General features: G+C 41.8%; 19 protein-coding genes and 1 pseudogene. 5 read left to right on the top strand and 15 right to left on the bottom strand.

Translation table 11 applies throughout. The features are described 5' to 3' along the window. Nucleotides 1–55 precede the first annotated feature (55 nt). Complete coding sequence (gene speA / locus V7K55_RS13820; RefSeq protein WP_334832128.1) at nt 56–2071, bottom strand: biosynthetic arginine decarboxylase; 2016 nt, start codon at nt 2069–2071, stop codon at nt 56–58. 216 nt (nt 2072–2287) lie between these two features. Here speA and ndk point away from each other — a divergent pair, with 216 nt between their 5' ends. Next, nucleotides 2288–2737, top strand: coding sequence for a nucleoside-diphosphate kinase (gene ndk, locus V7K55_RS13815; protein WP_094330425.1), 450 nt, complete (start codon nt 2288–2290; stop codon nt 2735–2737). Nucleotides 2738–2806: 69 nt separating this feature from the next. Here ndk and V7K55_RS13810 read toward each other — a convergent pair whose 3' ends face one another. From V7K55_RS13810 to V7K55_RS13765, 11 genes and pseudogenes are all read right to left on the bottom strand, one after another. Further along, nucleotides 2807–3529 carry a TerC family protein gene (locus V7K55_RS13810; RefSeq protein WP_334832126.1) on the bottom strand — a complete coding sequence of 241 codons (723 nt, stop codon included), beginning with the start codon at nt 3527–3529 and terminating at the stop codon, nt 2807–2809. A gap of 305 nt (nt 3530–3834) precedes the next feature. Then, a pseudogene (locus V7K55_RS27540) lies at nt 3835–4470 on the bottom strand (EH signature domain-containing protein); the annotation flags it as partial. Between the two features lie 15 nt (nt 4471–4485). After that, nucleotides 4486–5244, bottom strand: coding sequence for an EH signature domain-containing protein (locus V7K55_RS27535; protein WP_442949089.1), 759 nt, complete (start codon nt 5242–5244; stop codon nt 4486–4488). A 13-nt stretch (nt 5245–5257) separates the two neighbouring features. Beyond that, nucleotides 5258–5521 (bottom strand): OmpA family protein, encoded by a 264-nt coding sequence (locus V7K55_RS13800; protein ID WP_334832188.1) that lies wholly within the window; start codon nt 5519–5521, stop codon nt 5258–5260. A 21-nt stretch (nt 5522–5542) separates the two neighbouring features. Continuing rightward, nucleotides 5543–5944 (bottom strand): hypothetical protein, encoded by a 402-nt coding sequence (locus tag V7K55_RS13795; protein WP_334832124.1) that lies wholly within the window; start codon nt 5942–5944, stop codon nt 5543–5545. Further along, entirely contained in the window at nt 5901–6140 is a 240-nt protein-coding gene (locus tag V7K55_RS13790) for a hypothetical protein (RefSeq protein ID WP_334832122.1), read from the bottom strand. Before V7K55_RS13790 ends, V7K55_RS13795 begins: the two co-directional genes overlap by 44 nt. A gap of 25 nt (nt 6141–6165) precedes the next feature. Continuing rightward, entirely contained in the window at nt 6166–6387 is a 222-nt protein-coding gene (locus tag V7K55_RS13785; RefSeq protein WP_334832120.1) for a hypothetical protein, read from the bottom strand. Nucleotides 6388–6752: 365 nt separating this feature from the next. Next, a complete protein-coding gene (locus tag V7K55_RS13780; RefSeq protein ID WP_334832118.1) occupies nt 6753–7193 on the bottom strand; it encodes a hypothetical protein in 441 nt (146 codons plus the stop codon). 67 nt (nt 7194–7260) lie between these two features. After that, nucleotides 7261–7953, bottom strand: coding sequence for a hypothetical protein (locus V7K55_RS13775; protein ID WP_334832116.1), 693 nt, complete (start codon nt 7951–7953; stop codon nt 7261–7263). Between the two features lie 92 nt (nt 7954–8045). Beyond that, nucleotides 8046–8774 (bottom strand): Uma2 family endonuclease, encoded by a 729-nt coding sequence (locus V7K55_RS13770; RefSeq protein ID WP_334832114.1) that lies wholly within the window; start codon nt 8772–8774, stop codon nt 8046–8048. Nucleotides 8775–8796: 22 nt separating this feature from the next. Beyond that, nucleotides 8797–9441, bottom strand: a complete 645-nt coding sequence (locus V7K55_RS13765; RefSeq protein ID WP_334832111.1) for a restriction endonuclease subunit R — start codon at nt 9439–9441, stop codon at nt 8797–8799. 232 nt (nt 9442–9673) lie between these two features. Here V7K55_RS13765 and acs point away from each other — a divergent pair, with 232 nt between their 5' ends. The 4 genes from acs to V7K55_RS13745 all read left to right on the top strand — a co-directional run bounded on the left by acs (nt 9674) and on the right by V7K55_RS13745 (nt 13251). Beyond that, nucleotides 9674–11647 (top strand): acetate--CoA ligase, encoded by a 1974-nt coding sequence (gene acs, locus V7K55_RS13760; protein WP_334832109.1) that lies wholly within the window; start codon nt 9674–9676, stop codon nt 11645–11647. 104 nt (nt 11648–11751) lie between these two features. Further along, a complete protein-coding gene (locus V7K55_RS13755; RefSeq protein ID WP_334832107.1) occupies nt 11752–12429 on the top strand; it encodes a tetratricopeptide repeat protein in 678 nt (225 codons plus the stop codon). Between the two features lie 204 nt (nt 12430–12633). Continuing rightward, nucleotides 12634–12915 (top strand): hypothetical protein, encoded by a 282-nt coding sequence (locus V7K55_RS13750; protein WP_334832105.1) that lies wholly within the window; start codon nt 12634–12636, stop codon nt 12913–12915. A gap of 75 nt (nt 12916–12990) precedes the next feature. Further along, nucleotides 12991–13251, top strand: coding sequence for a MoaD/ThiS family protein (locus V7K55_RS13745; RefSeq protein ID WP_334832103.1), 261 nt, complete (start codon nt 12991–12993; stop codon nt 13249–13251). Between the two features lie 41 nt (nt 13252–13292). Here V7K55_RS13745 and V7K55_RS13740 read toward each other — a convergent pair whose 3' ends face one another. From V7K55_RS13740 to V7K55_RS13730, 3 genes are all read right to left on the bottom strand, one after another. Next, entirely contained in the window at nt 13293–16250 is a 2958-nt protein-coding gene (locus V7K55_RS13740) for a lamin tail domain-containing protein (RefSeq protein WP_334832101.1), read from the bottom strand. A gap of 119 nt (nt 16251–16369) precedes the next feature. Further along, nucleotides 16370–16543, bottom strand: coding sequence for a hypothetical protein (locus V7K55_RS13735; RefSeq protein WP_334832099.1), 174 nt, complete (start codon nt 16541–16543; stop codon nt 16370–16372). After that, nucleotides 16540–17400: a lysophospholipid acyltransferase family protein gene (locus V7K55_RS13730; protein WP_334832097.1), complete on the bottom strand. Its 861-nt coding sequence runs from the start codon at nt 17398–17400 to the stop codon at nt 16540–16542. The genes V7K55_RS13735 and V7K55_RS13730 overlap by 4 nt, the downstream gene beginning before the upstream one ends. Between the last annotated feature and the right edge of the window lie 120 nt (nt 17401–17520).

Genomic DNA, 17520 nt, shown 5'->3' with positions numbered 1-17520 from the left:
TCTTTACTCTCTTTTAGTCCCCAGTCCCCAGTCCCCAGTCCTCAGTCCCCAGTCCCTAACTATTTAAGTACGTATATCTTCTAAGACTCTGCTCGTAAGTTTGCAGTAATCGCTGGGATTCTGCTAGGGTGATACGTTTTTCTTCTAATGCTTTCTCGCAACGCTGGCGAATGTTTTCTACCATATCTTCGGAGTCATACTGAACGTAGCTTACGACTTCGCTCATGGTGTCGCCTTTGACAACGTGTTCAATCTGGTAGCCTTTGGGCGTTAATTGGATGTGAACAGCGTTAGTATCGCCAAATAGGTTGTGCAAATTGCCCATGATTTCTTGGTAAGCTCCATTCAAGAACATTCCTAAATAATAGGGTTCTCCAGGCTTGTAGGTGTGTAGCTCTAAAACCGATTTGACATCGCGCAGGTCAATGAAGCGGTCTATTTTACCATCACTATCGCAGGTGAGGTCTGCTAAAATTCCCCGCCGGATTGGTTCTTCATCCAAACGATGAATTGGCATGATGGGGAAAAGCTGATCTATTGCCCAACAATCTGGTGCTGATTGAAACACTGACATATTAACGTAGTAGATGGAAGCCATGATTTTTTCAAGGTCTTCTAGTTCATCGGGTACGTATTCTTGCTGTCTGGTGATGTTCAAAATTTTCTGGCAACAAGCCCAGTAGAGACGTTCGGCTTTGGCTCGTTCTCTAAGGCGTAAAATTCCTAAGTTGAAGCGGCTGATGGCTTCTTCTTTGAATTGGGCCGCGTCGTGATACAACTCTTGGTAATTCTCTTGGTTGATGGATTGGTAGCTTTCCCAAAGGTAATTAATTATTGGGGATTCTCCCTCTTGTGGAGGTTCTGGTGAATCAAGGGGGACATCGCTGGTACTAAGAACATCAAAAATCAGCACCGATTGATGGGAAGCGATCGCTCGTCCACTTTCACTAATCAGTGTTGGTACGGTAATTTGGCGCTCTGCACAGGTATCTTTTAACTCTGCAACTATGTCGTTAGCATAATTTTGCATGTTGTAATTTTTCGACGCATAGAAGTTGGTTTGGGAGCCATCATAATCTACGCCTAAGCCACCACCAACATCAAGGTATTTCATATCTGCCCCTAGCATGGACAATTCCACATAAATGCGGCTGGCTTCTTGGATGGCATCTTTAATTACATTGATAGCAGAAATTTGTGAGCCGATATGGAAGTGCATCAACTGCAAAGAATCAAGCAGGTTAGCTTCGCGTAACTTATCAACAGCCTCAATGACTTCCGGCATTGTCAAACCAAATTTAGCGCGATCGCCACTAGAGGTTCCCCAACGTCCCATACCTTGGGTACTGAGTTTAGCACGGACACCTAATATCGGCTTAATACCTAACTGGCGATTGGCATCAATTACCAAATCAACCTCTTCAATCTGTTCAATAACGATGACTGGTGTTTGTCCTAGTCTTTGGGCTAACATTGCCGTTTCGATGTATTCTCGGTCTTTGTAGCCGTTGCAAATTAACAATGCTCCTGGTGTATCGAGGACAGCCAGAGCAATCATTAATTCTGGCTTGGAACCAGCTTCTAAGCCAAATTGATGAGGTTTGCCAAATTTAACTAAATCTTCAATCAAATGCCGCTCTTGGTTACATTTGACAGGAAACACACCCCTGTATACACCAGGGTAGTTGTAGCGGGCGATCGCTTTGGCAAAACAAGCATTCAACCGCTCAATCCGGTCTTCCAAAATATCGGAAAAGCGAATCAACATCGGAAGTCCCAAGTTGCGCTGTTTCATGGAGTTAACCAATTCAAACAAGTCTAGGGAACCACCGCGATCGCCCTTGGGTGAAACGGTGACGTGACCAGCAGCGCTAATGGAAAAATAGGGTTGTCCCCAACCTTCAATGCGGTATAATTCTTCGCTATCCTCAATTTTCCAGGAGCGAGGTAAAGTTCCTGTGGTAGTAGGTGGTAAAAGTTTCTTTTGTTTAGGATTTTTCACTTCAGATTTTTGTCCATTGGACGGTACTTGTACCACCTCGTCAGATGTAGCAGTTGACTCAACACCCATTTCTTCCTAACCTCTGTTTTTCGCCCACAATTTAACAATTTAACGCATTCATTTGGGAACGTATATGTACCCAAAGATAATTTCTAAGATAAACTCTGATTGGTCAAGAGTCATTGGTCATTAGTCATTGGTCATTAGTGCAAAACCCTTGGACAAAGACAAAGGACAAATGACTAATGACAAAATAAAAACTTTATTAAGCTTTGGGAGATGGCAATGGAACGTACATTTTTAGCAATTAAGCCAGATGGAGTACAACGGGGATTAGTGGGGGAAATTATCCGTCGCTTTGAAACCAAAGGTTTTACCCTAGTTGGTTTAAAGTTCTTGAAAGTCAGTAAGGAACTGGCTGAACAACACTATGGTGTTCACCGTCAACGTCCATTCTTTGCTAGTCTAGTGGAATTTATCACTTCTAGCCCAGTGGTGGCGATGGTATGGGAAGGTGATGGTGTTGTTGCATCTGCTAGAAAGATTATTGGTGCGACGAACCCCTTAACATCCGAACCGGGAACAATTCGCGGTGATTTTGGCATCAATATTGGCCGTAACTTGATTCACGGTTCTGATGCTCCAGAAACCGCGAAACATGAAATAGCCCTATGGTTTAAAGATGAAGAACTAGTCAATTGGCAACCACACATAACCCCTTGGTTGCACGAGTAAGGCATTAGGGAGTGGGGAGTGGGGACTAGGAATTTAGTTATTTCCCCTGCCCCCTACTCCCTGCTATTTTTATTTTGAGACTTCGCTCTTTTCTGGTTCTAACTCCTGCACTTCAGTGTCAGCACGCTTGGAAAATCCCCAGCCTAAAATCAGGAAGATGGCAGTAATCATGATCCATTCTGGTGGAACTAAATTATCGTTCACCACTTTCAACAACAGGCGCAAGCCTACGAACGCTACAGTTACATAGCCTGCGTCTTCTAGGTTTTCGTATTCGTCTAGCCAACGGATAAACAATCCCGCCATGAATCGCAGCGTAATAATCCCAATTGTTGCACCCGTCAGCACTAGCCATTTTTCTTGAGAAACTGCGATCGCAGTTGTCACGCTATCCAAAGAAAATGCCAAATCTGTAAATGCAATCACAGGTATGGCTTGCAACAAGGAATTAAAACGCGGCCCGTGATGATGCTCGTCTTCACTTTCTTGAGAGGTAAAGTGTTGAAATACCAACCACAGTAGATAAGTAGCGCCCAATAATTCAAATTGCCAGAATTGTTGCACCCAAGTGGCTGTGAGAATCAGGCTGATTCGCAGCACATAAGCAACGACTAAACCAAAGTTCAAAGCTCTACGCTCTAGTTCCTTATCTTCCAACCCCTTTGCGATCGCAGCTAGGGCGATCGCATTATCGGCAGATAACAGCGCCTCTAAAACCACCAGGATCGACAGAACTATAAGGGCTTCAAGGCTGAAATGAAAGTCGAGGTAATCAAAAATTTGGTCTAGCATTCCGGGTTTCTCAAGCAGAAAAAATTAAAATTTGACAAGTTCAGAGATTTGCATATTATAAAAGCGCAATAAATTGCTACTCTAATTCAGCTTAACGTGCTTGTGGTGCATTTTGAAGAGGGTTGAATGGATGCGATTTCAGTGCAAGTGGGGTAATTTGCGTATAAGTCAATACATCAAAAGTTTTAACATCTAGGCAGTGCGATCGCCTTTCTTTTGACTACGATTTTACGTCATTACGAGCGAAGCGAAGTAATCGCAAAGGCTTAATTTGTCGTCACGAGTGTAAGTCCTAGTAATAATTTTCAGTCTATTAAAAAACAAATTTTGTTACAGTAGGCTCTAGCTTCCCGTTCCAGATAATCAATTTCTCTTTTCCATCGCTCAAGCCTGTGTTCTCGCTGTTGTAATTGATCTGCTGTCGGATTTCTGGAAGGCTGGGTATCTGGATTAGGCAAAATTCCATTATTTGCAAGCCAGGTGCGGGAAAATATTTGCCAGAGAAATACATGATCGTGTTTATCGCCACCCAAACAGCGAATCTGTTTGACTGAAAGTGTTGATTCACCAAAAAGGATTTGCTCATTTGTGGAATTTTTAGGAAACAGGCGCGTCTCACCACCTCTTCCACGAAAGAATTCTACTACAAACCACTCACCAAAATCGAATATACAGACCTCTGTTGGGTCGCTACCATCATCCTCTAATAGATCAACATCACCTTGGATTTGATACCCTATGGCAATTTGTGATGTCTTGGGTAACAAGATGCGAAGTCGTTCAAAGCGGTTACTGTAATTAGCCCAAAAATCCCTGCGACTACATAGCCGATTTGACTCGAAGTTTTCTAAATTCAGCTTGTTCAATATTAGATTTACTAACTTTTGGAAATCACCATAATTGATACCTCCAATCCACTCTCGAAGTCTTTGCCTTGCTGGATCTGAAAGTTTATATCAATTTTCACCATTTCTATAGTTATGTCTCAACCAATCAACCAGTAAAGAATGATTGCTTGCTATATCATTGGAAACATTAGTTAGCAAATGATTAACAGCTTTTATTTGCTGACTCTCTGACATTTCATCCAAACAACTTAACAACCATCTTACTTGCTGCTGATTTGGAGAACGAATTGTAGTGAAATAGGGGGCTATATCTTCTATGAAATTGCTGAATAATGGAATCCAAACAGGTAAATATTCTCGGATTTTGTTTAGAAGTTCAGTTCGATTAATACGCTGTTCACAAGCAAGTTTCGCTAATTCTCTACCTGGTTTTTTACTGCAAAACGCCCGAATAATTTGAACTGGTAGCAGGTGACTAACTAGGTCAGAATTAGCAAAGATATCAAAAGATTCAGCTAGAGACTTTGCTAACACCTGTTCTTGCCGATCGCCATAATAAAGAGCTAAACGCCACAATAGCTGATGCTGCAACCATAAATTAGAAATTGCTACGTTCCAAATAGCTGCTGATGTTTTCCCGGATCGGTCAATATTTTGCCGATCCCATTGTGATTTAGCATGGATGCAGTAAATCCAGTCTAACTTACTTACTCGATCGGCTTTACCCTGTTCAATAGCTTCTAATACTTTATCAACACTTGGTATTGATATTGTTGCATCTGGTAAGTTCCTCGCAAGCTGAATAAGTTGATTAGGACTACACTGGGGAGTTTCAGGTAGCGAAAGAATGGAAGATTGAGAATTCAAAATTATTTCTCCTTTAAAGAGAGGTTTTTACGATATCTTTCTTTAACTCATCACTGCGAAACTGAAAACGGAAAACTACCTTGCGATCGCTTGGGTTATCACGTGTTTTGTCAGATTCAATTTCTCCACGACCAGCAGCTAATATTTTTTGGCTTAAAGGTGCTTTGGTAGGGAAATTCATATCATAGAAAATATATTTGTAAACTGATGCCGATCGCAACAAGCTTAGTTGTAGATTGGTCTTATCGTCTCCATCTGAGCTAGTATGACCTTCTATAACTACACGGCTAATTTCCTGCTAAAATTCTGGTTTTGAGAAAATAACCCCACTGTAAACAGGAATAAAGCGACGTAGAAATGCTTTCCCTTCTGGTTTTAGTTCTGTACTTCCCTTAGCAAAAAGAATTGATTCTTGGATACTGACATCCCCAGTATCTGGGTTAACTTTGACATTGATGTTGTTACTTTTCATCTGCCCGACAACATTACCAATTACTACCCGTTTTGGTACATCCTTTTGTGCAAGCTGGAGTAGTGCAGTAATAAATAGCAAAGCAAAAAACATTAGTAAACCAGACATCAGATCGCTAATAGACAGATAGATACTAGAGTCATCATCCTCTATAATTTCTGCATCCATTTCACCTCTGATAAAATCATCCATCATTGCTTCTACCATTACCAAATTGGCGGTTATCATGTGCAGCAGCCAGCACTTCTGCTGTCTGTAGTAAACGTCCGCAAACTCTAGACATAGAAGTATCTGCTTGCTGGAAAAAGTTTAACTGTGAGTCAACAGTCCTTTGCATAGAAACTTCAAGATGACCTTGCCAAGACTGGAGACTATTGTCAAATTTCTCATTCAAATTTTTGTATGAATTGTCAACTATGTTCACTTGCTTTGCAATATCAGTAGTAAGATTAGGTTTTTAAATCCCGTGAAGAAATAGATAAGGGTGAATCTTCTCCAAATAATTCACGAGCGACTTTCCAAGCGTGGTTAACTGCCACAATTTCGTTAACTAATTTTTCCACCGAGGGATACAATAGACATCTCCAGGATTGAGGTATCGATCCTGACTGCACAAGGCTTTTATCTTCTTTTTCGGAGATGTCTAATAGTGTTGCAGTTTCACTAATCAATGCTTTTGACCTACTTGCCGGAGCTTCAATAGGTCTATAGTTCCCAAAAGGGAAACTTATTTAACTTTTGTTGGTAAAGCTATTTTGATAAAAGTGTTTTTTGATGCCAAACGGCTCTTTGCACTTTGAAAAAATGCAGAGTGTGTCACTGCGTTAGCATACTGAAATGGTGCGTTACGGAAGCCGTAACACACCCTACAACTACAGTAGCCAATTCTCCGCGTACCTCTGCGCTTACCTTTGCGTCCCTCTGCGTTTCAATTTCCGTCCTCAATTGTCACAATTTTACGCAAAACTAACAATCGAATTATTCAAGGTGTGTCATTAAGTTCATAGTTTACTCTACCACTACGCAACTCAAAATCTCACAAAATCTCTGCCAACTTTACTAGCAGACTGTTTACTAAATTAAATAACCTGATATTATGTGTATCAAGACTATTTCCTTCACCAGCTAACAGATTTCTCACAGCAGATAATCTGTCATTAGGTTCATAAATTCTCCAAGATTCTTCTAAGTTTACTGCAAAATCAAATAGCGATCGCTCGCCTAAATGCTCTCTTACTTTCACAGCTACACTATCATGACTTACCAAAAATTCTTTGATAGCATCTAATTGAGAATTACCTAAAATTTCGTCATGTCCCCAAGTTTCTAGCCAGTCTCCATCTACATCTTCAACGTAAAAATTTACAAAATCAACTCCGTAAGTTAGCCAGTTTTGCTGCATTTGTCGCGCTGTTGCTAAAGCTTCAGCAAATGTATCTACTTGATTGTTGCAGTGAGTTTCTCTTTTGTTAGCCATAAAAGCTCTAATTAGCACGTAAGTATGTAGGCTGAACACAAATCTGGAATATCAAATTCCTTAAAGTTCACGAAAATTTTAAATATTTGCCACCAGAAAGGTAATCACTGTTATACAGGGCCACGTTGACTAACTGGTTGACAAAATTGGTATCTTTGGGATTGTAACTTAAGAACAATCCTCTCTCTATATCCCACGATCGCAGTGTATTTTGCCAAGCTTGGTACTTTTGGTAATTAAGTTCTTCAGAGACACTAGTAACTTGAATGCAAAGCGGTTGATTGTTACGACTACTAACAATTAGGTCTGTTGCCATCGATAGGTCGGCGATATAACGCTGCCAAAAACTACCTTCTCGACTAACAACATCTTGGGCTATTGATTTAATGATATCATCATCAACCTGATTAAATTCACCTGACATCAATTTTTGTTTCCAAATATAAAACTTGGAGTCACTTGCATTAATCCATCTAGGAAATAGATAACCATACCAATATCTCTCAATCGGTGTCATCAACTGGAACTTTGCTTTTTGTTCTTCTTCCGAAGGTAAGGATTTGATTATCAGCCAAATAGTAGAATCCGTAATTACCTCTAAGAGAAATGCAATCACAAATGGTTTTGCAGTCAGGGAACCTGGCTTGATATCTTTTACCCAACGATTGATTTCATCTAATCTTCTCGCCAAATTCTCATCTACCGAGGAAGCTTGCAGGGTAAGGGACTTTAATTTATCCTTAATCTCTGTTGCTTGCAAACTATGCCCTACTTTCAGAAGATAACGCTTTTTTTACACATTTATAACTAAATTTTAACTTGAAAGTGGACTCAATTAATTTCCTGATGTCGTTAAATATTCTCTAAGTCGATGCCCTGTGTGCGTAATACTTCCCGCAATCGAGCAAGTTTTTGCTCTGCTTGTTGGGCACGTTCTTCTGCCTGGTCAGCACGTAAACGTTCTTGTTCAGCTAGTTCCTCTGATGATAATATTAATTGATTTTCAGTAGTGAAGAATCTTAATTTACCTTCATATACTCCCAAATAAAGTTCTAACTGCTGGCTCCACAAACGTCCATCAGTGGTTACTTGGATTTCTTGATACTTCCCATCAACTAAATGAAATCCCTGAAGTTCCATTGTTACAGGGTGAAACCAGAAATAATCTGGTGTACGGAAGGTATCTTGATAAACTTGTTTTTTTAAACTTTTATCAACTGCTGTGGTTGAACTTGACAAAATTTCCACAATCACATTGGGATATTTACCATCTTCTTGCCAAACTACCCAACTCTTACGGTCTTTTTTCTCCGTTCCCAAAACTACAAAAAAGTCTGGGCCTCGGAAATATTCTGATTTTTTCTGATTAGGACTATAATAAACCGTCAAGTTCCCAGAAGCATAAAAATCTTGCCTTTCTCGCCACCATAATTTTAGGATGCGAATCAGCAAATCGATTTGGTCACGGTGTAAATCGCTTTCCAAGGGTGGTTCGTCACTCAGTATATCACCAGGAGGAAAAATCACTTCTTCCTCTGAAATATTATCAGAGATTAATTCTAAAGTAGCAGGTTCCGACATCCGCGATCGCTCCACAATTTATCTACTGAAAATCTGGTAACTTACAGATAGCTTTGAATACTTGCAATAACTCAATTGCATCTGGAGATTCGTTTAAACTTAATAATGGCATTAAGTCATAAGTTGGCTGTTCGTCACGTCTTAGATAAACAAATTGATAACGCAGTCCGTTAGTTGCTAGTCCCCAAACTGATGTTTGTTGCTCTAAACTCTTAAAAGCATAAGTGAGTAATTGAGGTAAACCTTCACCAACTTCGATCGCACTATTTTTCGTTTCAATCACTACAACCCAAAATGGCGGCGCAATCTTACTTTGAGGACTGTTGATTGCTAAAATATCCATCCGTCCGGTAATTCTTCTGTCTTCATCTTCAACTGCGATCGCAACGCTATCTTCCATTGTCAACCGAATTGGCACATCGTAAAACCCGGCTAACCGCATTAGTGGCGCAATTGTTAAAAATTTGACTAAACCTTCAGAAATTTTACGATAACTTAAGTAACGATCAAAATCGTTTCTGATTCGCAATAAATCCTGCTGTTCAAACTCGGAGAGTGGTTCTAGACTCAAGAAGTCTGTAAATGAACCAGTTGCAAGCTTATCTAATTTAAGAAAGCGATGAACATCGTTGAGAGATAGGCTGCTAGCTTCGACGGTGAGCGTCATAGTTTCAGGCGTTGTTTGTCAATACTACTTATATTTTGCAACATTCCCGGTAGATAGGCTGCAATCTCATATCTTTACAATTTTCGATGCTTGCTTTTAGTAGCTGAAAATCAATGTAAACTAAATGACTCGGCAATTTCCACCGAGCTTAATGAAAATCTAAACACCGTGTAGCACAAGTAAGCTAAGAATAGTTTTTAGTAATAATAGCGATCGCATTCATAACTAAACCATGTCTGAACCAAATATCGAATCAATCCTCCAAGAGAATCGCCTCTTTCATCCTCCTAGTGAATTCTCGCAGAACGCCCATATCAAAAGCTTAGACGACTATCAGCGTCTTTATGACAAAGCCAAAGCCGATCCGCAGCAATTTTGGGCAGATTTGGCTGGAAAAGAATTAGAATGGTTCCAAAAATGGGATACAGTATTAGATTGGCAACCACCTTTTGCTAAATGGTTCGTTGGCGGTAAGATGAATATTTCTTACAATTGCCTTGACAGACATCTCACTACTTGGCGCAAAAATAAAGCAGCCTTGATTTGGGAAGGAGAACCGGGTGATTCTCGTACCCTTACCTATGCCCAACTGCACCGAGAAGTTTGTCAGTTTGCCAATGTATTGAAGCAACTGGGTGTCCAAAAAGGCGATCGCGTTGGTATATATATGCCGATGATTCCCGAAGCTGCGATCGCAATGTTAGCCTGTGCGAGAATTGGCGCACCCCACAGCGTAGTATTTGGTGGTTTTAGTGCCGAAGCTTTGCGCGATCGCTTAATTGATGTTCAAGCTAAATTAGTAGTCACGGCTGATGGTGGTTGGCGCAAAGATGCGATCGTTCCTCTGAAGGCACAGGTAGACAAAGCCTTAGCTGATGGTGCTGTTCCCAGCGTCCAAAACGTCCTCGTTGTCAAGCGCACCGGACAAGAAACTGATATGCAGTTGGGGGGACGCGATCATTGGTGGCATGATTTACAAAAAGGAGTATCAGCCGATTGTCCCGCCGAACCAATGGACAGCGAAGATATGCTGTTTGTCCTCTACACTTCTGGTAGTACGGGCAAACCGAAGGGCGTAGTGCATACAACTGCGGGTTATAATTTGTATACCCATATCACCACCAAGTGGATATTCGACCTGCAAGACACAGATGTATATTGGTGTACCGCAGATGTCGGCTGGATTACGGGACACAGCTATATTGTCTACGGCCCCCTTTCCAACGGTGCAACTACGTTGATGTATGAAGGTGCGCCCCGTGCTTCTAATCCTGGTTGTACATGGGATGTGATTGAAAAATACGGCGTTAATATTTTTTATACTGCACCTACGGCAATTCGGGCATTTATTAAAATGGGCGAACAACATCCCAATGCGCGAAACCTGTCTTCGTTGCGTTTGCTAGGAACCGTTGGCGAACCCATTAACCCCGAAGCTTGGATGTGGTATCAGAAAATAATTGGTGGCGATCGCTGTCCAATTGTTGATACTTGGTGGCAAACCGAAACAGGCGGTATCATGATTACACCGTTACCAGGAGCAATCTCCACAAAACCAGGTTCCGCAACTCTTCCCTTCCCTGGAATTATCGCAGATATCGTGGATTTAGAAGGAAACACCGTACCCAATAACGAAGGTGGTTATCTGGCGGTGCGTCATCCTTGGCCAGGAATGATGCGGACAGTCTACGGCGATCCAGAACGCTTCCGCCGCACCTATTGGGAACACATTCCGCCCCAAAATGGTAATTATACTTACTTTGCTGGTGATGGTGCAAGACAAGATGAAGACGGCTACTTTTGGGTAATGGGTCGTGTTGATGACGTACTGAATGTATCAGGGCATCGCCTTGGTACAATGGAAGTAGAATCAGCCTTAGTTTCTCATCCAGCGGTTGCAGAAGCGGCGGTAGTGGGTAAACCCGATGAACTCAAAGGTGAAGAAGTAGTTGCTTTTGTGACTCTAGAAGGCACTTATCAGGGAAGTGAGGAACTGATTAAAGAACTTAAGCAGCACGTTGTTAAAGAAATAGGTGCGATCGCCCGTCCGGGAGAAATTCGCTTTACAGACGCTTTACCCAAAACGCGATCGGGTAAAATTATGCGGCGCTTATTGCGGAATCTCGCTGCTGGACAAGAGGTATCTGGTGATACTTCGACATTAGAAGATAGAAGCGTATTGGATAAATTGCGAGAAGGGACGTAAATAATTTGAAATGACCTTGTAGGGGCGCACAGTTGTTATGTTCCCCTACTAACGCACTCACATTTTATTATGGAGATAAGAACATTATTGAGGCATTCAGGGCGATGAAGGTAAAGCGCAAACTGAAATCAGCATTTGTTCAATCTTTTAGCGGCATAACGCTGAGTGCGATCGCTGTAATTGGTTTATCACCATTAGCATTAGCGGCTTCTGGAAAAGTTTATCTGCATTCGCCTGAACCGGATGTACAGAGACAACCACAAAAACTAGCACAGTCAGGCACAGGATCGCCAGAGCGATCGCAACTGCTGCAACAAGCCAATGCTTTATTTAATCAGGGAGACTTAACAGGTGCAGAAGAAAATTTACGCAAATTCATTAAAAAATTCCCAGATGATGCCTTTGGACACTTTCAACTGGGAAATGTGCTTTTTCGGCAAAAGAAACCAGACGAAGCAATTAGCTCTTATCAAGAAGCCATTCGCCTCCAGTCCAAATATGCTCTAGCTTACAATGCGATCGGTATGGTTTACGCTAGCCAAAGTCGCTGGGAAGAAGCCATGACTGAATATAAAAAAGCTCTAGGAATAAATCCTAATTATGGCGAAGCCCTGACTAATTTTGCACTAGTATTGTGGCAAACAAATAAAAAAGATGAGGCACTCTCTTCTCTAGAAAAAGCTTTAAATATCTTCAAAGCACAGAATAGAGGTGAAAAAGTTAACCAAGTCGAACGACTATTGAAAGAGATCAAAACTGCTGACGATCCTAGTGTTTCATGAAAATCAGATTATTCAGGGGATAAAAAGTAAAAATACTTGTCTGTCGATCGTTAGCTTTAAGAACGCTGGACTAAAAATGCGATCGGTTATGATGCGGCAAATGCTAAAGAATCTGGGTGTTTGTTAACAGGTATAAAGTTTGTAATTATTGTGGGGTGGGCATCTTGCCCGCCCTTTTAAAAATATATTTACATAATTATTTTAATGAATGAAAAATTTTTATTAGCCAGAGAAACTGTAAGAATAATTTTTCATTTGGATGGTGGATACACAAAGGTAATCTGGGAAAGGTCAGAAAATACTGCATGGGCAGGAACAGGATGGATTTTTGATATACCAACTCATGTAATACCAAATGAATTACGAATAATAGGTTCTCGTTTTTTATTGTCTATTGTTAAGTCTAATGCTAACCCTGGACAAAATATAGAGGATATTCGCAATCATCGCAATAGCTTTTTTAATATAGAAAGATTGACATTGTAATGTATAATTAAGTCCAAGAGTTCAGGGTGCTTGTCAAGTATTAAACTACTTGCTGGTACTGCCAAAGCATGTTGTATGTCTAAATCTGCAATTACCGTTACCGTCAAACTGTTCGCTGCTTATCAAGAAGCCTTTAAGGTTTCGGAATTAGTGCTGGAATTTCCCAATAATATACCAGTCAAATCAGTATGCGATCGCCTCATAGCTGAACACCCCGAACTCTCTCAATGGCGTGAAATTACCCGTTTTGGCATTAATTTAATATTTGTCGAACCAGATACTTTACTACAAGATGGTGATGAAGTGGTGCTGATTCCACCAGTTAGCGGCGGGTAGGGAAATAGTTAGGAGTTAGAAGTTAAAATCATAACTTTATATTATTTAACCTTGGCGCGGAAGCGAACAAAGCCATAAAAATCTTTGACTAACTTGGGTAAATCTGGACTCCGTGTGATATTAACCACCACAGCCCCGTTGGTGTTAGTACCGCAGTATGATGGGGTTGGATCGTTAACAGCATAAAAGCGTCCGCGATCGCTTGCGTCGTCTATATTAGTGAGATAAACAGTGGGACTGCTAGAACCAAGAGCAAGGGCAATACCTCGATCTGCTACTGTTAAGCCACCATCATCAGGAGTATTACCATTAAACGCAGTGGGAATAAAAGTAGTACTGCTAGGAACTAGATCGCAAAATTTAACATTAGTCGCATCACTTGGGCCCTTGGAGAGAAAGTAGATAGTGTATTCCAACTCATCTCCTGGTTTGACAGTCCCAGCATTAATTAATCCCCGCAGATAGCCAGCAGGCCATGTCACATAGTTATCATCAGAGGCGAATGGTTCCGGGACATAATTGGCAGCAGTCACAGCAACATCACTGCGACCATCTACAATGTCGGTGATATCTTGGTTATTGATGCGGGTGATGCGTTTAACTAACAGAAGCTTTGCATTAGCAGCAGTAGCACCGTTATTATTTTCTCCAACACTGGTAACACGACTACCTATAGTATCAGTGTCTCTAGTTGGTAAGTAGTTTGGACATCGTGTGCTGGCATTCCCACTGGTACTTGCTTCCCAGCAAGCACTGACATTAGTATCTTTACCATTGGGGGTCAAGCTGATAGATTGTCCCACATTGGCCCCAGCCAAAGAAGATTGATAGGTGTTGTCCCAAAGATTGAGAACACTTGCAGGAGGTGTATTCACCTCACTACCACCGCCATAAGCGATGTAATCAATAATTTTATTCTGATTATCGTACAACCAAATATCATCACCAGAGTTGTTGAGTTTGGGAGTCTGTCCCAACCAAGCTTGAAAAGCTGCTGCTGTTGCTTGATGGTTGGCATTGTTATCCCCAATCCAAATTACAGCATATTGTCCTGCTTGTAAGGTTGTGCCGTTAGGAAATGTATAAGTAAAGCCGTTAGTACCATCATTATCATTAGCAGTAAGATGTCCGTCTGCTAACTTCAAACCACTCAAATCTACAGGTGATGCAGAAGGATTATACAGTTCAATAAACTCATCGTTAGTGTTAGTAGCAGTACCCGTTTCGCTATACAAAACTTCGTTGATTATGACTTTGCCGACATTCGGTGAAACTATATCAATAATGTTTAATGGAGTCGGTTGAGTTTGACCAGGATAATAAGTCCATAAATCCAGCCCTTTGGTATCTCCAAAAGAGCCGTTGCATGATGTCCCGGCGTTACCACCGTTATTACTACTGAGAGTACTTTGACCAAATTTCCGGTCATTGCTGGCGGTGTCAAAACCATTAATCGGGTCGCTGAAGGCTGGGTTTGGTGGATTAGCACCACATAGTACTTGACCAGAAGTACCGATTTGAGTACCACCGATGGTTTTATAACCGCGATCGTCATAAAATGCTCTGCTGTTGCCTATGGGATTAGTGGCATTCAGCATTGTAATGGTAGGGCCACCAGTAAAATTATTTTCCGCATCTAGCAGGGGAAAGTGATATTCACCTCCAAAGGTTCTGACACTGACTTTGTAATTACTACCAACTGCGAAAAAGTTGCCACTGTTGTCTTTACCATCCCAACTAACCGTTTGCTGTCCCGTTATGGTCATAATCCCTCGCAAAAGACGATTTTGCGAGTTAGTGGGATCGAAATTAGTGCCGTCTCGGCTGATAATGAGCTCGTAAGTACCTGTAACGTTGCTGCCAAAGGATAAAGCACCACCAGTGCCGAATGAACTATTATTTCCTGTAACTGTGCCGTTGAATTGTAAGTTAGTGACAACAGGAATAATTGGGCTAAGGGGAATACCAGTTCCGTCTGAAGTGCCATCTGGTTTGTAACGTTCAACGGATGAAAGGACGTTGGTATCGATGGAGTTGAAAAAGGTAGCATATTGGGGACGAGCCAAGCTGACACCACCTTGGGGATTTGCCAGTTGACTATCGGCCCCTAGTATGTCGTGGTAGAGAGGTGATTTACCGTCACTGTCAAAGAAGCCAGTTTGATTACCATAGAGAACGAATCCATTCGGATCTGTGCCTCTGAGTTCTACTTTATATCGGTAGCCATCTGTAGTTACTGGATAAACGGGGAAGTTGAGATATCGACCGTTATTACCAGTAAAGAGGGCTAGATAGTAGCTGAATAAGCGTCCGTTTAAGTCGGTTGTTGAAGTTTGATCGCTGCTGCGTACCGTTACATCCCAAGCTGCAACACTGGTTCCTTGTTGAGCATTAAAGTTGTTCCCATTACTCAAATTCACTTCACCAGTAGGAGCGCCATTAGCTGAAGAGCTACCGCCATCAGGCCCATAGAAAACGATGTCATAAACTCCAGTAGATGGAGCTTTGTAGTAGCAGGGAATATAGCCGTTGGGATTACCTCCACCAGAAATAGCACGGGGGCCATTTAACTCCTGTTGACGAGTTGAGATAACCCCTCTTCCAGCTTGGGAAGTACACACAAAATCTGGTGTGTTAGGAACAGTTTCACTGCCAATACTTCCACTGACACGACCGGGGTTGTAAACGCGAACATTACCATTATTTACCCCAACTGCGCTGGAACCCAAAAGAATATACTCATCTTTATTGGCATAAACTTTTAGCAACGTTCGCCGCAGGACAAGACCGCCATAAGTATCAGTACGCCATTCTAGGTTAGCTCTGCTACTGCTGGCAGAAGCACTACTGGGATACAGAGTGCGGCTACCTTCAGCCTGAGCAGATTGGATGCCAGAACTCAGGTAGCACAGTGATAGAGCAAGGCCACTTAGTAGTTTTTTGTAACGGTTAGGGAGTCTATTGTTGGCTGCTAAAAGATGTTTTAACAGTAGGCTCATTTATGCTTTACTAGCTCCTGATTTTAATTAGATGAGTGCGAGCGATTGCAATACCGCATTCACCGAACAAAGCAAAAGTTAAAAGGCACTTATAAGAAAGAATAAAATTCCTGATGCACTTAGGCGATGTCTGCTTTTAGATTACCCAACTTGTACGAAAATCTACCATCTTGATTCAGATTCACTGTGGCGATCGCTCTGACTGAAGAGGCAGGGGAGCAGGGGGCAGGGGGAGAAAGATTCTGGAATTCCCCTGCCAAAAGGATGCAGACTAAATTATTAATATCTATCATCGTAGAGAATTAGTCTTAGCAGTTAGCTCCACTAAGTCATCTAACTCTTGCTGCATCTGACTAACAACTAATTCATAACATTCATCAACATAGTAGCGATCGCTAGCTGCTTCTCGACCGTAGCGTTGAAATACAATTGGCGGACAAACCCGCGTGTACATGGGTACAGGTAATGGAATGTTGGGCAAGGGGCCAATTGCTAATCCCCAAGGTAGCCCCAGATAGATCGGAAAAACTTCTGGATCGATCCCAAGCAACCAAGGCATTCCCCATTCGTGGAGTTGCTGCATAATTTTGTAGCAATCAGCCAATACAATCAGCGTATCGTGAGCGCCCCAGGAAATCACAGGCACAATCGGCACATTTTCTCGCAACGCTAACTTAATAAATCCTTGCCGCCCCGCAAAGTAGATTTTGTTACGCAAATAATGCGGACGGAAGACATCTTCGGCTCCACCTGGATAAACTAGCACACTAGCTCCAGAGTGCAAGGCAGTGTAAGCCATTTTCGGATGAGCAATGATTGCTCCAGCCTTGGCGACCAGTTGCGCTAGTGGTGTGCTAACCTGCCAAGCCTTGGGATGCATCAAACCATAAACGGGTTGCTCTACACCAAATCGTTTGAACCAATCGTATATGACCATCGCCATATCGGGAGATGAGAGTCCGCCATTGTGCGAACCAACAAACAGGACTTTTTCTTGGTGGGGAACATTCTCCCAGCCACTAGTTTTAACTTGGAAATAGTACTTATAGAAAAAGCCCAATAGAGGCATTACAGATTCTATGAACTTTGGATCTCGCTCATCCAAAGACCAACCGGGTTTTTTGTTTAAGAAATGTTGCTTTTTTGACATCGATGCATTCTAACAGGATCGGAACTTCGGAGGAAGCGGGGAGTCTTGAATTACAACTATTCAAGTCAAGTGTTGTATTGCTTCTGCTTGACTAACCAAACAGAGAGCAGAGCGATCGCT

The organism is Nostoc sp. (genome assembly GCF_036919895.1).
Lineage (GTDB): Bacteria > Cyanobacteriota > Cyanobacteriia > Cyanobacteriales > Nostocaceae > Nostoc.
This window is presented reverse-complemented; position numbering and strand designations above follow the sequence as displayed.

Excerpts from the sequence above, each read along its gene's own strand:
- V7K55_RS13765 (WP_334832111.1), bottom strand. The coding sequence starts at position 9,441 with ATGACGCTCACCGTCGAAGCTAGCAGCCTATCTCTCAACGATGTTCAT.
- V7K55_RS13750 (WP_334832105.1), top strand. The coding sequence starts at position 12,634 with ATGAATGAAAAATTTTTATTAGCCAGAGAAACTGTAAGAATAATTTTT.
- V7K55_RS13780 (WP_334832118.1), bottom strand. The coding sequence starts at position 7,193 with ATGGCTAACAAAAGAGAAACTCACTGCAACAATCAAGTAGATACATTT.
- V7K55_RS13795 (WP_334832124.1), bottom strand. The coding sequence starts at position 5,944 with ATGATAACCGCCAATTTGGTAATGGTAGAAGCAATGATGGATGATTTT.
- speA (WP_334832128.1), bottom strand. The coding sequence starts at position 2,071 with ATGGGTGTTGAGTCAACTGCTACATCTGACGAGGTGGTACAAGTACCG.
- V7K55_RS13730 (WP_334832097.1), bottom strand. The coding sequence starts at position 17,400 with ATGTCAAAAAAGCAACATTTCTTAAACAAAAAACCCGGTTGGTCTTTG.
- V7K55_RS13735 (WP_334832099.1), bottom strand. The coding sequence starts at position 16,543 with ATGATAGATATTAATAATTTAGTCTGCATCCTTTTGGCAGGGGAATTC.
- V7K55_RS13745 (WP_334832103.1), top strand. The coding sequence starts at position 12,991 with ATGTCTAAATCTGCAATTACCGTTACCGTCAAACTGTTCGCTGCTTAT.
- ndk (WP_094330425.1), top strand. The coding sequence starts at position 2,288 with ATGGAACGTACATTTTTAGCAATTAAGCCAGATGGAGTACAACGGGGA.
- V7K55_RS13740 (WP_334832101.1), bottom strand. The coding sequence starts at position 16,250 with ATGAGCCTACTGTTAAAACATCTTTTAGCAGCCAACAATAGACTCCCT.
- V7K55_RS13755 (WP_334832107.1), top strand. The coding sequence starts at position 11,752 with ATGAAGGTAAAGCGCAAACTGAAATCAGCATTTGTTCAATCTTTTAGC.
- V7K55_RS13810 (WP_334832126.1), bottom strand. The coding sequence starts at position 3,529 with ATGCTAGACCAAATTTTTGATTACCTCGACTTTCATTTCAGCCTTGAA.
- acs (WP_334832109.1), top strand. The coding sequence starts at position 9,674 with ATGTCTGAACCAAATATCGAATCAATCCTCCAAGAGAATCGCCTCTTT.
- V7K55_RS13770 (WP_334832114.1), bottom strand. The coding sequence starts at position 8,774 with ATGTCGGAACCTGCTACTTTAGAATTAATCTCTGATAATATTTCAGAG.